Origin of the sequence: Frederiksenia canicola, from assembly GCF_011455495.1 — a bacterium.
Lineage (GTDB): Bacteria > Pseudomonadota > Gammaproteobacteria > Enterobacterales > Pasteurellaceae > Frederiksenia > Frederiksenia canicola.
The window spans coordinates 145,002-160,743 of record NZ_CP015029.1 but is presented as its reverse complement, the minus strand read 5'-3'; the positions used below and the strand labels follow the sequence as shown (position 1 = coordinate 160,743).

Genomic DNA, 15,742 nt, shown 5'->3' with positions numbered 1-15,742 from the left:
TTCATATGAAAATACTAAGAGTATTTACTATTATTTTATTTCTTTCTCTTTGTGTCATGTCCATAGAAGGTTTATGGGAAATAAATGACTTTTTATTATTGGGATTGTTTGTTTTTTGGTTATTATTGGATGTAGTTACTTATCCAAAAAGAAGTTTTCTAAACTCTATAATTTTTATTACAATTTTATTTAATGTACTAGGTGTGTTTGCTATAGAGCATTCGGAATCATCCTATTATCTTTATGAAATTGAACAGTGGATTAGTTATACAGGAAGTATACCTGTATTATTTTTATTTCAGTCATTTTTCTTGCTTGGAATATATTTATTTATTGGTGAAAATAAAATTATTAATTTTTCTGTTAAAAATATTCAATATAAATCAATATTTTTATTATTACTATATTGTTTATTGATTGCTACATATTTGCTAATTATTGTACATAAACCGGCCCCTGTATTGAGTGTGGATAGATTTGTATATGATAAAGAAATTTTGGGAAGGTTCGGTCAGTTGACGAATGTTCTTTTTTATTTTTCTTTCGGTTTAGGTATTTTATTTTTTAAAGAAAAAAATAAGTTATATTTATTTTTGCTTTTTAGTATTCAACTTGCTTTTTTACTAAAGGGGCATAAATTTTGGAATTTAATAGAAATATTTTTTCTGTTCTTTATTCCCTATGTTTCTTATATTTCCAGAAAAAAAGTTATAAAAGTATTTTTCCTGCTTTTAATTTTTTTATTTATTTTAATTCTAACGGCAATAAATATTAACATATATTATTTTCCTAGTTTTGAGCCTATGGATTATGCAAGGCAACGTTTGTCTCAGGAGGGGCAACTTTGGTGGTCAACATTTTTAAATTATGAAAATGTTGTTAGGTTGAGTGAGTTGATTGATGAGTTTAAAATTTATTTTAGTTTGAATGAGTATAATCAATACGATATAGGAATGTATAAAGTTATGCAGCTTAATACAACTGAAGAGCGGTTTGAATGGAAGTTAGAAAGGCTTTCTAGATTTACATATTCAACCCCTGCGTTAATATATTATTATTTAGGCGGATATTTAGGAATGTTTTTCATGTTTATTTGCGGAGTGATTTCAGGTATTTGGCTAAGAATTGTGATTTACTGTATGGTTTATGGAGACTTGGTTATGTCATTACTACTAGCCAGGTTATTTTATATTTTGAGAAAGGCTGTGAAAGATGGGGATTTTTATAAGTTTTTTTCTACTGAATTTATTTTAATTTTTGTTACTATGTTTCTATTATGTTTTATACATAATAGAAATAGTTTTTTTAAAAATAAAGAGTTAATAGATTAGAGGGTTTTCTATGAAAAAATATGATTATTTAATTGTCGGTGCTGGGTTGTTTGGTTCAATTTTTGCTTATGAAGCCTCTAAGAGAGGAAAAAAGTGTTTAGTAATTGAGAAGCGAGATCATATTGGTGGAAATTGCTATACTCAAAATATTGAGGGTATAAATGTACATAAATATGGGGCTCATATTTTTCATACAAGTAATAAAAAAGTGTGGGATTATGTTCAAAATTTCGCAGAGTTCAATAGATTTACGAACTCACCAGTTGCTCGTTATAACGATGAGCTTTATAGCCTTCCGTTTAGTATGTTGACATTTAATAAAATGTGGGGCGTTGTTACACCTGAAGAAGCAAAAAAGAAAATTAAAGAACAGATAGAAAAGGAAAATATTACTGAAGCTAAAAATCTTGAAGAACAAGCTCTTTCATTGATTGGTAGGGATATTTATGAAAAATTGATTAAGGGGTATACAGAAAAACAGTGGGGGCGTAAGTGTACAGAACTCCCTGCTTTTATTATCAAGCGTTTGCCTGTTAGATATACTTATGATAATAACTATTTTTATGATACTTATCAAGGTATTCCTATTGGAGGATATACTGGAATTTTTGAAAAGATGCTAGAAGGTATAGACGTTAAATTGAATATAGATTTTTTTTCTGACCGTGAATACTATGAAGAACTTGCAGAAAATATTGTTTTTACAGGAATGATTGATGAGTATTTTGATTACCGATTTGGAAAATTAGAATATAGAAGCCTGAATTTTGATACAGAGATTTTAGATGTTGATAATTACCAGGGTAACGCTGTGGTTAATTATACTGAGTCAGATGTTCCATATACTAGAATCATTGAACACAAGCATTTTGAATATGGAAGTCAACCTAAAACTGTAATTACTCGAGAATATTCAAAGGAATATCAAGAAGGAGATGAGCCTTATTACCCTATAAATGATGAAAAAAATAATGAGTTATATTCTAAATATAAAAATTTAGCCGAACAAAAATCTAATGTGATATTTGGTGGGCGATTAGCTCAATACAAATATTTTGATATGCATAATATTATTGCGGAAGCACTTGATTGTGTAGAGAGACATTTTGCAGATAAATAAGGAATAGGCCATGAGTAAACAAATGCTATCAAAAGGTTTTTTAGCGTTTATCGATTTTATTTGTATTTTTATTTCTTTCGGATTGTCTTTATATATTTTGAAATTATTTGACTCTTCTATTTATAGATTTCTCCCTGAAAATGAAATAGAACGACGAATTATTATTCATTTCTTTATTAGCTTGGTCAGTGTTACTTGGTTCTGGATAAGATTACGTCATTACACTTACCGAAAACCATTTTGGTTTGAACTGAAAGAGGTCATTAGAACGTTAGTGATACTTGCTGTTGTAGAGTTATCTATTATTGCATTTTCTAAACTCCATTTTTCGCGTTATTTATGGGGGCTAACTTGGGTTATTGCATTAATCATTGTTCCTGCAGGAAGAATTTTGATTAAAAAATGGTTAGTTAAGAATAATTGGTATTTGAAAGATACTATTATTATTGGTTCAGGAAAAAATGCGGTCGATGCATATAATGCTTTGAGTAATGAAAGCTATTTAGGATTAAATATTCAGTATATTATAAGAACAAGTAACAAAGAGTTTGTGAATGATAATATTAAAGAAATCAAATTAGATGATGTTTGGAGTGTTATAGATCCTGACTCAACCCAATTCATTATTGCATTAGAAAATGGTGAAAGTGAGCAACGTGATATTTTGTTACGAAAATTGGCAAAGCATAAATGCCGATATATTTCTGTCATCCCAACTCTAAGAGGGCTTCCATTATATAGTACTGATATGTCTTTCTTATTTAGTTATGAGGTTATGTTACTCCGTATTAATAATAATTTGGCTAAACGCTCATCTCGATTTTTAAAAAGAGCAATGGATATTTTAGGTTCTATTTTTATTATGATCGTTCTATTTCCATTATTGTTAGTATTATACTTCCTAATCAGAAAAGACGGTGGAGATGCTATTTATGGACATACCCGAATTGGAAGAAACGGAAAATCTTTTTCTTGTCTAAAATTTAGATCGATGGTGGTAAATTCTAAGGAGGTGTTAGAAGAACTCTTAAATAATGATCCTAAAGCTAGAGAAGAATGGGAGAAAGATTTTAAACTAAAAAATGATCCTCGTATTACTAAAGTTGGCCACTTTATTCGTAAAACTAGCTTAGATGAGCTTCCCCAATTGTGGAATGTATTAAAAGGAGAAATGAGCTTAGTTGGTCCTCGTCCTATAGTTAAAGAAGAGTTGGAACGTTATAAAGGAGATGTGGACTATTATCTAATGGCAAAACCAGGAATGACTGGTTTATGGCAAGTTAGTGGTCGTAATGATGTTGACTACTCAACCCGAGTGTATTTTGATGCGTGGTATGTGAAAAACTGGTCTTTATGGAATGATATTGCGATTTTATTTAAAACCATTAATGTGGTATTAAAAAGAGATGGTGCTTACTGATGAAGTCTTTAAATACAAGTTATTTTTCTCGACTAGATCATTTAAGATTTTTTGCTGCAGCTTTAGTTCTACTGCATCATTTTAGAGGAAAAATATCATTATCTGCTATAACAGAAGTTAATTTAACCAACTATATTGAGTATATGTTTAGCTTTTGGGCTATTAATGGTTCAACGGGAGTTTCTTTATTTTTATTCCTTACTGGTTTTTTATTCTGCACAATTAGTGATTATGGTAGAAAAAAGATTAACTATGCAGGATTTGTTTATAACAGAGTTCTTAGAATATTCCCGTTATTAATTGTTATAATTTTTATTGTTATAACAATGAGTAGATCTGAGTCTACACCAATGGATATTTTTAGGGTTATTACTTTACAGCTTAATACAGGATCTCCACATGCATCTTGGGCTCAAAAATTTTATCCTGCAGCTCCTATATGGACAATAGGTGTCGAGTTTCAATTCTATTTGATATTTCCTTTTTTAGCTTTATTTTTATCAAAATATGGTAGTCGGTATTTAGCTTTATTGATAGTTCTCATGATATCCATTAGATATAATATGGAGGTTTTATCATCTAAACCAATGTATACTGATTTTTATCATTCTATTATTGGTAGAATGGATCAGTTTTTGGTTGGGATGTTATTTGCTGTTTGGGTAAATAAAGGATATTTCAATTGGTTAAAAAATAAGTTTATTGCAGTGTTTTTTAGTCTTTTAGTGTTCTTTGTTTTAATGTATGCCCTACCTTTTAGGGCAAAGGTATCCTATACTTATATTCACTTTACTGTTGAGGCTATTTTATGGGGTGTAATAGTAGTTGCTTATTTTTTGGTGGACATAAAAATACCGAGATTATTAGATTTATTGTTTTCAAAACTAGGTGAAATTAGCTTTTCTATTTATTTATTACATCTACCAATAGGTATGATGTTGAGTAAGTCTTTGAGTTTAGTTCCTCCGCAAAATATATCTGAATTATGTTTTCAATTTTTATTTAAGTTGATAGTAACTATTATAGTTTCATTTATAACATTTTATACTATAGAAAAACCGTTTATGAGCTTAAGGGTTAAGTATACTAAGTAGTTTTTAAATTAGAGCTAGTTAAAACCTAGCTCTTTTATCATTTAGTATTGCTTTTTTTAGGAAGTATAAATAGTATAAAAAAGTAAAATATACTTCCCGAATTATGAGCTAGGAATGTTTGACTGGTAAAGAATAGAGCACAGGATATGATGTGTATTATTCCAATTAGCCCTAATGTTTTTTCTTCTATGGATTGGGATTTATATCTTTGATATAAAAAAACTAGTGGTGTGAATATGATGGTTAGAATACTAAGCAAACCAAAAATCCCTTTTTTTACAAAAGAGTCTAGGTATTGATTATGTGCATCATTAAATTGTAATGTTGCTTTATGGATTACTTTATTGTGAATCTGTTGTTTTTTTAGTTCTATATATCCTTTACTTCCCCATCCTAAAATTGGTCTTTCTTTAATTCCTAAAGATGCTCCTTTCCACATATCAAATCGAGCCCCAAGAGAAGTGTGTCGATGATTTTTTTCCACGTAGTTTGTGATTTCTTTATGTGTTTTATTAATTCTTTGCATAACGTTAGTTTTCGGAACAATCACTACCGTAGTTATTAGTATTCCTAGGGTTAATGAAATTCCAATAGTGATTTTTTTATTTAAATTCTTATAAGAAAACCATAAAATAATACCCAGTACGACAGGCAATCCAACCCAGCCACCTCTTGCTCCAGTTAAGGCACTTGCTAATACACCAAATCCTGATGCGATTAGACAAAATACTAGCCATTTATAATTTTTCTTAATTCCCCAGTAAATTGAAATAGCGAGACTCATCATTGCCAGTGAAATAGCAATATCACCTGCTTGAATATGCATTAAATAGGGAAATGGTCTTTCTAGATTTAGATAAAACTTGTGGTAAATTGCAACGATTCCAGCTATGGCAGAACCAAGAGGAATACCATATAAAATTATCTTAATGTTGATCGGAAGCTCTCTAAACAATAATAACAAAGGCAAAAATAATAGCACTCTGCTTGGGTTATCAATTTCCCGCCAGCCATCACCATGAATAACAGCCGAAAGAGCAAAGGTCGAAAAATAAAAAACAAAAGCAAAAATAAGCCATTTATCTTCTCTAGTCGGGTTTAATTTTCTTTTTTCTACAAATAGATAATAAAAAAGATAAACAACACCGATAATAGCTAATGACATTGGGGCGTAGCTATAACCTTTTTTAAACGTGAGAACCGTAATAAAAAAAGAAAAAACGAGAGCGTTAATAAGCCAACCAATGTGTTTTTTTTCTATTCTACGGATAAATGGAACCATATAGAGCGCCTTGCTATAAAATAATTTGAGGCTATTTTAGCCTATTTCTGGCGTAAATTTTGTTACAATGCTGAAAATTTTGGTAGGAGATGTGATGAAAACCATTTTTGTAACAGGTGGGGCGGGGTTTATTGGCTCGGCGATGGTACGATTTTTGATTAATCATACAAACTGCCGTGTAGTCAATATTGATAAGCTCACTTATGCAGGAAATTTGGCATCATTAGCCAGTGTGAGTGAATGCTCTCGTTACCATTTTGAGCAAGTGGATATCTGTGCAAGCGGTCAGATTCTGGATCTTTTTTGCAAATATCAGCCCGATGCAGTCTTGCATTTCGCTGCGGAAAGCCACGTAGATCGCTCAATTGATCGCCCTGCGGCTTTTATTGAAACCAATATCATCGGTACTTATACTTTGCTTGAAGTGGCTCGTCAGTATTATTGCTCGTTGTCTGGAAGCAAAAAATCAGGGTTCCGTTTTTTGCACGTTTCAACTGATGAAGTCTTTGGTGATTTAGTAGAAAATGCAAAATTATTCGATGAATTAACCGCTTATGCACCAAGTAGCCCCTATTCCGCTTCGAAAGCGAGTGCTGATCATTTAGTGCGAGCGTGGCATCGTACTTATGGTTTGCCTGTCCTGATCACCAATTGTTCTAACAACTATGGCTATTTTCAGTTTCCCGAAAAGCTAATTCCGCTGACGATTCTCAATGCGTTGCATGGCGAGCCCATTTCAATTTATGGCAAGGGCGATCAAATTCGAGATTGGCTGTTTGTGGACGACCATGTCAGGGCGTTGTATCTAGTGCTAGAAAATGGACAAATTGGCGAAACCTATGCGATTGGCGGTGGGAATCAGCTCACTAACCTACAAGTTGTTGAACAGATTTGTGAACAACTCACTTTGGCAAAAAATTTTGCGGAACTGACCGCTTGTTATCCAGAAACAGCGGCGATTTCCGATTTCAAAATTCAAATTCAGTTCGTAGAAGATCGCCCTGGGCATGATAAGCGTTATGGTATGGATAGTTCAAAAATTCAACACGAACTTGGCTGGCAACCACAGGAAGATTTCAGCTCCGGTTTAGCCAAAACGATAGCGTGGTATTTACAAAATCGTCAGTGGTGGCAACCGCTGAGAGAACGTTATACCGGGCAACGTTTAGGAGCAGCAAAATGAAAGGCATTATTTTAGCGGGCGGAAGTGGATCGCGGCTTTATCCGATTACCCGTGGGACGTCAAAGCAATTACTCCCTGTGTATGACAAACCGATGATTTATTATCCATTGTCCGTGTTGATGCTCGCAGGCATTCGAGACATTTTGATCATCACCACCCCCGAAGATAGTGAAAATTTTAAACGATTGCTAGGAAATGGCTCTGATTTTGGCATTCAACTAAGTTATGCTGTTCAACCAAAACCAGAAGGTTTGGCTCAGGCATTTTTGATTGGCGAACAATTCATAGGAAATGATTCTGTCTGTTTAGTATTAGGGGATAACATTTTCTATGGGCAAGCCTTTACACCAATGTTACGAGCGGCGGCAAATCAACAATCGGGGGCGAAGATTTTCTGCTATCAGGTCAAAGATCCTGAGCGTTTTGGCGTCGTGGAATTTGATGCACAATTCAATGCCCTTTCTATCGAAGAAAAACCGAGTGTGCCAAAATCAAATTGGGCGGTTACTGGGCTTTATTTTTATGATAATCGAGTTGTTGAATTTGCTAAACAGGTTGAACCGTCAGCACGAGGTGAGCTCGAAATTTCGGCAATTAACCAACGTTATTTAAAAGATGGATGCTTAAAAGTTCAGTTGCTCGGGCGAGGATTTGCGTGGTTAGACACCGGTACGCACGATAGCTTACATGAGGCAGCATCGTTTGTGAAAACGATAGAACATGTTCAACATCTACAAATTGCCTGTTTAGAAGAAATCGCATGGCGAAACGGTTGGCTGACTACCGAGCAGCTGGCGATACAGGGCGAAAAAATGGCAAAAACTGATTACGGACAATATTTATTGTGGCTAGTGAATGGCAATAAATAGGCAGAATATTGCTTTACTTCACCCTTTCTCTAGGGTAGAATGCAGCACCTTTTTTAGTTCTATGCTACCGCCAAATGTTAGGCACTGTGTAGCTTCATTTAATATTATTTCCTGAGGTGATGGCATATGCCAGTAATTAAAGTTCGTGAAAATGAATCATTTGACGTTGCATTACGTCGTTTCAAACGCTCTTGCGAAAAAGCGGGTATCTTAGCTGAAGTTCGTGCGAAAGAGTTCTACGAAAAACCGGCGGCAGTTCGCAAACGTGAAAAAGCGTCATTAGCAAAACGTCATGCTAAACGCAACTTCCGCGAAAACGCACGCAATACTCGTTTATACTAATTTCGTTTAAACGTTTAGACTAAAACCGTGAAACCTTCTGGAATCACGGTTTTGGCGTTTATAACAAGCGGTCATTTTGTGAGAAAAATTTGCAAATATGACCGTTTGAGTTCCCTAATCAACAAGGAGATTCAATGAAAGGCACAATTCCCCGTTCGTTTATTGATGATCTTGTTGCTCGCACCGACATTGTTGAACTCATTAACAGTCGCGTTAAACTCAAAAAAGCAGGGCGTGATTATCAGGCCTGCTGCCCATTTCATCACGAAAAATCGCCCTCATTTACGGTTAGTCAAAGTAAGCAGTTTTACCACTGTTTCGGTTGCGGTGTACACGGCAATGCGATTAGTTTTTTGATGGAGTATGACAAGCTCGAGTTTCTCGAAGCCATTGAAGAATTGGCTGCTTTACACGGCTTGGAAGTGCCAAGAGAAAATGTGATTCAGCGAGACGGTAAACCGCCCGTCAGTTTTAAAACTCGGCGAAATTTGTATGAATTGCTCGATTCAGTTACCACGTTTTATCAACAGCAGCTGACACAAGATACCCATAGCCAAAACTATTTAGCTCAGCGTGGCTTGTCTGCTGAAGTCATTGAGCGGTTTGAAATCGGCTTTGCACCGAATGCAATGGATTCTGTGCTTCGGCGTTTTGGCTCAAACAAAGACGAAATCCAAAAACTACTTGATACGGGCATGCTGTCGCAAAATGATAGCGGTCGAGTTTATGACCGTTTCCGCAATCGGATAATGTTCCCTATTCGAGATAAGCGGGGACGAGTGATTGCGTTTGGCGGGCGAGTAATGGGGGATGAAAAACCGAAATATCTCAACTCACCTGAATCGGCAACTTATCACAAAGGCAATGAACTTTACGGTTTATACCAAGCCTTGCAGCAAAATGAAAACCCCGAATTTTTGTTTGTGGTGGAAGGTTATATGGATGTGGTGGCTCTCGCTCAATTTGGGATCAACAACGCTGTAGCTTCACTGGGTACTGCCACCACGGGCGAGCAAATTCAGCACATGTTTCGTTGCACTGAACAAGTGATCTGCTGCTACGATGGCGACCGAGCGGGGCGAGATGCAGCATGGCGTGCTTTTGAAAATGCCTTGCCACACTTGTACGATGGTCGTCAGCTGAAATTTATCTTTTTGCCCGATGGGGAAGATCCAGATAGTTTTGTGCGTAGCCAAGGCAAAGACGGCTTTGAGCAATATTTGCAAAAAGCACAAACATTGAGTGAGTTTCTGTTTGACTCGTTGTTGCAAGAAGTGGATCTCTCGACCAAAGAAGGCAAGTCGAAATTAGCGACCTTGGCAATCCCTCTGATCAAACGAATCCCAGGGCAGATGTTACGAGTCTATTTACGCAATATTTTAGGACAAAAGCTAGGCATTCTCGATCCCGCTCAAGTGGAAGCATTAATACCGCAAAATAGTGAGCAAAACCGACCGCTTGTCTCTAGGCCAAAAATCGAACGCACGCCAATGCGATTATTGATCGCACTGTTATTACAAAATCCGAATTTAGTGAGCCTAATTAGTGAAGAAATTCAGATTTTGCAGCAGTTGAATGAAAAAGGGGTCGAGCTGTTTTTATCATTGGTTGAAACGTGCCGTGCAAATGTTGGCATAACGATGGGTGGACTATTGGAACATCTGAGAGAGAATGAAAACTATCGCCACCTTGAAATGTTATCGAATTGGGATCATTTAGTGGCACCAGAAAATGTTGAAGACACTTTCAAAGAAACTTTAAAATTTTTCTACCGCAAATTTGTTGAACGTGAAATTGAACGGCTGCAAGCTAAAGATCGCCAGTCTGAAGGCTTAAATTTAGAAGAAAAACAAGTGCTTATGCAACTGCTTTCAATGAAACTGTAACAAGCGGTGTGTTTTCAGCAATTTTTTGCAAATCTATTTATAACAAGCAAAGAGTGGTATAATCCACCACTATTTTGTTCTCACGGATACGGATAAAATTATGGAACAACATTCACAATTAGAAGAGCAACAATCTCAGTTAGAACTGTTGATTGCCCAAGGGCGTGAGCAGGGGTACTTAACACTTTCTGAAGTGCATGACCACTTACCAGAAGAGCTTGTCGATGCGGATCAAATTGAAGACATTATTCAGATGATCAATGATATGGGGATTAAAGTCCTTGAAGTTGCCCCTGATGCCGATGATCTGATGCTTGCGGGTGGTTTGCCTGATGAAGACGTCGTTGAAGAAGCAACTAAAGTGCTTTCAACAGTAGAATCTGAACTTGGCCGCACCACCGATCCTGTACGGATGTATATGCGGGAAATGGGGACCGTTGAGCTGCTAACTCGTGAAGGTGAAATTGATATTGCAAAACGTATTGAAGACGGCATCAATGCGGTGCAGTGTGCCGTAGCAGAGTATCCTGAAGCACTGAGTGAATTTATTGCTCGTTATGCGGATGTTGAAGAAGGAACATTACGTTTATCTGATCTTGTCACCGCATTTGTTGATCCAAATGCAGAAGAAGCGGCAGCAGTAGAAGAAGAGCTTGATGTCGATTTGCACGAAGACGAAGAAACAGAATCTACCACAGCGCCTGTTGATGAAGAAAGCGATGAAGATGAAGAGAGCAGTGCAGATACTTCAGATGATAATTCCATTGATCCAGAATTGGCTCGTGAAAAATTTTATGCACTGCGTGATCAGCATGCCAAAGCGATTCTGATCATTCAAAAACATGGACGTGCACACAAAAAGTCCAAAGAGCAGATTCAAGCGTTATCCGATATTTTCCGTGAGTTCCGCTTAGTGCCAAAACAATTTGATTTGCTTGTGGAGTCTATGCAGAAAATGATGAAGCAAGTGCGTGCTGCAGAGCGACAAATTCAACGCTATGCAGTGGAATATGCACAAATGAAAAAAGCGGATTTCATTAAGGCATTCCAAGGACATGAAACATCAGATGAATGGATCGATAAAGCGATCAATGCAAAACGTGGAGCTGTGCCAAAACTTGCGGATTACGCGGAGCAAATTCGAGTTCATATTGTGAGTTTGCAAAAACTCGAAGAAACTTCTGGCTTGACGATTACCCAAATTCGGGAAATCGGTGGGCGAATTTCAGAAGGTGAATTAAAAGCTCGCAAAGCGAAGAAAGAGATGGTCGAAGCTAACTTACGTTTGGTGATTTCGATTGCGAAAAAATACACCAACCGCGGTTTGCAATTCCTTGATTTAATTCAGGAAGGTAACATCGGCTTAATGAAAGCGGTGGATAAATTTGAATATCGCCGTGGTTATAAATTCTCGACTTATGCGACTTGGTGGATTCGTCAGGCGATCACCCGTTCGATTGCAGACCAAGCGAGAACGATCCGTATCCCAGTGCATATGATCGAAACGATCAACAAACTCAACCGTATTTCTCGCCAATGCTTGCAAGAAATGGGACGTGAAGCGACTCCTGAAGAGCTGGCGGAAAAAATGGGTATGCCAGAAGATAAAATCCGCAAAGTGTTGAAAATCGCCAAAGAGCCGATTTCAATGGAAACGCCAGTGGGCGATGATGACGATTCACATTTAGGTGATTTTATCGAAGACAGCACCCTTGAGTTGCCACTCGATTCTGCCACGGCAGAAAGCCTTCGCATTGCGACCAACGAAGTGTTGGAAGGCTTAACTCCACGGGAAGCGAAGGTGCTACGGATGCGTTTCGGTATTGATATGAACACCGATCACACCCTTGAAGAAGTGGGTAAACAGTTTGACGTAACCCGTGAGCGGATTCGTCAAATTGAAGCCAAAGCGTTACGCAAGCTTCGCCACCCAAGCCGTTCTGAAACGCTACGCAGTTTCTTAGATGACTAATTTTGAATTCCCTTGCTCGCAATAGCAGGGGATTTTTTTATCTCAAACTTGCAAAAAATGGGGCGGAACAGACCGCTTGTATCTTAGTTTTTAAAGGAGTTTACAATGAAAAAATCACTGATTGCTGCTGTTTTATCACTATTTGTGCTTACTGCCTGTGATGATCAAGTTTCACAGCGGTTGCTAGAAGCAGAGAAAAGAATTGTGCAGTTGGAGGCGGATTATAAACGCAGTCAAGAGAGTCTAAAGACGAAAGAAACTGAGCTAGCACAAGTGAAATCCACTTTCCCTGCATTACAGGTTGAAATTGTGACATTATTTGACAAACAGGAGACGATCAAGTTTGAGAAGGCAGAGAAAGCGGAATATCAGCCAGAACAAAGTGTGGTATCCGTTTTTGCTTCTCAAGCTAAAACGGGCGTTGAGTGGCTCGATCAAATTTTGCTCAAGCAATTGATTCTTGGTTATTTGGAACCAGAGAAAGACAAGTCGTTGGAAAAAAGTGAAAACGTAACAGAAGCGGATGCTCTCGCCGTTTTTGAGAAGGTATATAGTAATAGTAAAGAAGATGCTCAGGAGTATAAAGGTTTTGGTTACGAAAATACGGCGGAAACTCGCTATGTAGGACAACGCAATAACATTGTGACTTTCACGCAGTTTTTTTACACCTACTCGGGTGGAGCACACGGTTTAGGGTATACCGATTATTTGAATATTGATGTGAAAAAACAAGCACTGATTCAGTTAGACGATCTCATTCGCCCAACAAAACACAATGAATTACTTGAATTGCTATGGAGAGCTTATGAGGCGAAAACCCGCGAATTGTATGGGAAAAATGAAGAAACCTTTGTGAAAAAAGCCGATTTCTTTGCCCCAAATAATTTCTACTTTACCCCATATGGCATCAATTTTGTGTACGCCCCTTATGCCATTGGTGCTTATGCGGAGGGTGAAATTGAACTCTTTCTCTATTTTGACGAATTAAAAGAGATTGTGACTGAAGCATACCAGCCGTCGAAACAAGATGGCATGGGGCTATATTCGGATCCATTTTAGTTGCTGATTTGCAAAAAATTCGTCGGAACTGACCGCTTGTAAGGAGAGAGAATGAAGAAATCACTGCTTGCTTTTGCTATCGCTTCACTTTTTGTTGTAACGGCTTGTGATAATAAAACCAAATCGAAATTACGCGAAGCAGAGCAAAAAATGGCTCAACTAGAGGAAAACTATAAAGCTGTCCAAAGTAGTTTAACGATGACAGAAAAGGAGTTGAGTCAAGTTAGAGAGACTTTGGCGATAAAAGAAAATGAATTGACCTTATTGCATTTAGAAAAGCAACACACTTTCCCTGCGTTACAAGTTGAAATTATCAAGTTGTTTTCTCAAAAAGGAGAAGTTAAGTCCCCTAAAAATGAGGATAGGAGAGACTCAAGTGGCATTTCCGTATTTGCATCGACCGCCAAAACAGGGGTGAAGTGGCTTGATCAATTGCTGTTACAAAGTCTCTATCATCACTATCTTTCTAAAGAAGAAAAAGACGCACAAGGTGACAAGCAAGTCACAGAACAAGACGTTGTGGCGTTTTTTAGCGAAATGTATAACCAATTAGCATCTTCGTTAAAAGAAGAACAAGATGGGATGGTTATCGGCTATGGTGAGAGTGCAACTACCTATTACATTGGGCAGCGTAATAACATTGTGAGTTTTTCTCAGTTGTTTAAAAGCTACTTTGGTGAAGGGCGTGGCATTTATCAAACGCATTATTTGAACATTGATATTGCCAAAAAGGCGTTAATTCAGTTAGATGACTTAATTAGTCCACAAAATCAAAGCAAACTAGAAGATATTTTGTGGGAATATTTCAAAGAGAGTCGACAGAAGATGTACGGTACTGCAGATGTATTTGTGACAAGGGCACAGTTTTTTGTTCCAAAAAATTTCTACTTTAGCCAAGATGGTGTGACCTTTGTTTATCCACTCAATTCGATAGGTATTTTCGCTGAAGGAGAGCTGGAATTCACAGCAAGCTACTATGAACTAAAAGAGCTAATTAATAAAGCGTATTTACTAGGCGAAAAAGATGGCGTAGAAGATCAGCCAATCCATAAAACTCACTCACTACGACAAGGAGATGGCATCGCAGAGCAACCAATCAATAACACGCATTCACCAAACGAAAAAGATGGCCCTATGCTTAAATCGATCTTCTAATAGGTAAAGATGTTTGCAAAAAATTCGTCGGATCTGACCGCTTGTCAGGAGAGAAAATGAAAAAATCACTGCTTGCTTTTGTTATCGCTTCACTTTTCGTCGTAACCGCTTGCGATAATAAAACCAAATCGAAATTACGCGAAGCAGAGCAAAAAATGGCTCAACTCGACATGGAGAATAAAAAGTTACACGCTGAACTTAGCAAACCGCGGGACTTCCCTGCGTTACAGGTGGAGATTGTTGAGCTGTTCTCAAAAAAAGGAGAAGTGAAGTATCCAAAAAAAGCGTATGAAATAGATTCAAGTAAAATTTCTGTGACAGCCACAACCGCCAAAACGGGGGTTGAATGGCTCGATCAGCTGCTTCTACAAAAACTTTATCACGATTATCTTTCCGCTGAAGAAAAAAAGATGGCCGCGGGAAAGGTAATTACCCAAGACGAAGTGATTACGTTCTTGAACCAGGTGTATGATAAATCGGAAGCGGCGGTAAAAGATCCAGAAGATCGTGTACACGGTTATGAAAGTAGCGTAAATACCTATTATGTTGGGCAGCGTAATCACATTGTGAGTTTTACTCAGTTTTTTTCTAGCTACTCTGGCGGAGCTCATGGGGTCTATCACACAAATTATTTGAACATCGATATCAATAAAAAAGCCATTATTACGCTTAATGATTTAGTCAAAATGGACAAACTGGCTGAGTTAGAGAAAATATTATGGAATAAATATCTTGCCTTGAAAACGAATGAAAAAGGTGAAATGGCTGAGCTGCTTACGGAAAAGAAAGATTTTTTTGTACCTGAGAATTTCTATTTCACAGCGAATGGCATGAGTTTTGTTTATCCGATTTATACATTAACAACGTATTCAGAAGGCGAGGCGGAATTATTTGTTGATTTCTATGATTTAAAAGGCTTGCTCAACGCAGATTATTTCCCAACGAAAAAAGATGGCTTTGAGCTGAACCCAACGGAGTTTTAAGGTAATTGATTAACAAAAAGACCGCTTGTATGTTGTTACAAGCGGT

At 37.0% G+C, this 15,742-nt stretch carries 13 protein-coding genes; 12 read left to right on the top strand and 1 reads right to left on the bottom strand.

Annotation, left to right across the window (positions count from 1 at the left end; all coding sequences use genetic code 11):
- Positions 1-5: 5 nt before the first annotated feature.
- The 4 genes from A4G17_RS00740 to A4G17_RS00725 are packed head-to-tail and all read left to right on the top strand — an operon-like array spanning position 6 to position 4,965.
- Positions 6-1,331: a DUF6418 domain-containing protein gene (locus tag A4G17_RS00740; RefSeq protein WP_207948555.1), complete on the top strand. Its 1,326-nt coding sequence runs from the start codon at positions 6-8 to the stop codon at positions 1,329-1,331.
- A 10-nt stretch (positions 1,332-1,341) separates the two neighbouring features.
- Positions 1,342-2,451, top strand: a complete 1,110-nt coding sequence (gene glf / locus A4G17_RS00735; protein WP_123956764.1) for a UDP-galactopyranose mutase — start codon at positions 1,342-1,344, stop codon at positions 2,449-2,451.
- 10 nt (positions 2,452-2,461) lie between these two features.
- The gene (gene wbaP / locus A4G17_RS00730; protein WP_123956763.1) at positions 2,462-3,871 is read left to right on the top strand and encodes an undecaprenyl-phosphate galactose phosphotransferase WbaP; all 1,410 of its coding nucleotides are present in this window, start codon (positions 2,462-2,464) and stop codon (positions 3,869-3,871) included.
- The gene (locus tag A4G17_RS00725) at positions 3,871-4,965 is read left to right on the top strand and encodes an acyltransferase family protein (protein ID WP_123956762.1); all 1,095 of its coding nucleotides are present in this window, start codon (positions 3,871-3,873) and stop codon (positions 4,963-4,965) included. Before wbaP ends, A4G17_RS00725 begins: the two co-directional genes overlap by 1 nt.
- A gap of 37 nt (positions 4,966-5,002) precedes the next feature.
- On the opposite strand, the gene A4G17_RS00720 is transcribed toward A4G17_RS00725, so the two are convergent.
- The gene (locus A4G17_RS00720; protein ID WP_123956761.1) at positions 5,003-6,247 is read right to left on the bottom strand and encodes an O-antigen ligase family protein; all 1,245 of its coding nucleotides are present in this window, start codon (positions 6,245-6,247) and stop codon (positions 5,003-5,005) included.
- 94 nt (positions 6,248-6,341) lie between these two features.
- Here A4G17_RS00720 and rfbB point away from each other — a divergent pair, with 94 nt between their 5' ends.
- The 8 genes from rfbB to A4G17_RS00680 all read left to right on the top strand — a co-directional run bounded on the left by rfbB (position 6,342) and on the right by A4G17_RS00680 (position 15,696).
- Positions 6,342-7,430: a dTDP-glucose 4,6-dehydratase gene (rfbB, locus tag A4G17_RS00715; RefSeq protein WP_123956760.1), complete on the top strand. Its 1,089-nt coding sequence runs from the start codon at positions 6,342-6,344 to the stop codon at positions 7,428-7,430.
- Positions 7,427-8,299: a glucose-1-phosphate thymidylyltransferase RfbA gene (gene rfbA / locus A4G17_RS00710; RefSeq protein ID WP_123956759.1), complete on the top strand. Its 873-nt coding sequence runs from the start codon at positions 7,427-7,429 to the stop codon at positions 8,297-8,299. The genes rfbB and rfbA overlap by 4 nt, the downstream gene beginning before the upstream one ends.
- Before the next feature lie 126 nt (positions 8,300-8,425).
- The gene (gene rpsU, locus A4G17_RS00705) at positions 8,426-8,641 is read left to right on the top strand and encodes a 30S ribosomal protein S21 (protein ID WP_123956758.1); all 216 of its coding nucleotides are present in this window, start codon (positions 8,426-8,428) and stop codon (positions 8,639-8,641) included.
- 134 nt (positions 8,642-8,775) lie between these two features.
- On the top strand, positions 8,776-10,527 hold the full coding sequence (dnaG, locus tag A4G17_RS00700; RefSeq protein ID WP_123956757.1) for a DNA primase: 1,752 nt from the start codon (positions 8,776-8,778) through the stop codon (positions 10,525-10,527).
- 100 nt (positions 10,528-10,627) lie between these two features.
- Entirely contained in the window at positions 10,628-12,499 is a 1,872-nt protein-coding gene (gene rpoD / locus A4G17_RS00695; protein WP_123956756.1) for an RNA polymerase sigma factor RpoD, read from the top strand.
- A 105-nt stretch (positions 12,500-12,604) separates the two neighbouring features.
- The gene (locus A4G17_RS00690; protein WP_123956755.1) at positions 12,605-13,558 is read left to right on the top strand and encodes an RsiV family protein; all 954 of its coding nucleotides are present in this window, start codon (positions 12,605-12,607) and stop codon (positions 13,556-13,558) included.
- A 51-nt stretch (positions 13,559-13,609) separates the two neighbouring features.
- Positions 13,610-14,713: an RsiV family protein gene (locus A4G17_RS00685; RefSeq protein WP_123956754.1), complete on the top strand. Its 1,104-nt coding sequence runs from the start codon at positions 13,610-13,612 to the stop codon at positions 14,711-14,713.
- Between the two features lie 56 nt (positions 14,714-14,769).
- A complete protein-coding gene (locus A4G17_RS00680; RefSeq protein ID WP_123956753.1) occupies positions 14,770-15,696 on the top strand; it encodes a DUF3298 and DUF4163 domain-containing protein in 927 nt (308 codons plus the stop codon).
- Positions 15,697-15,742: the final 46 nt, after the last annotated feature.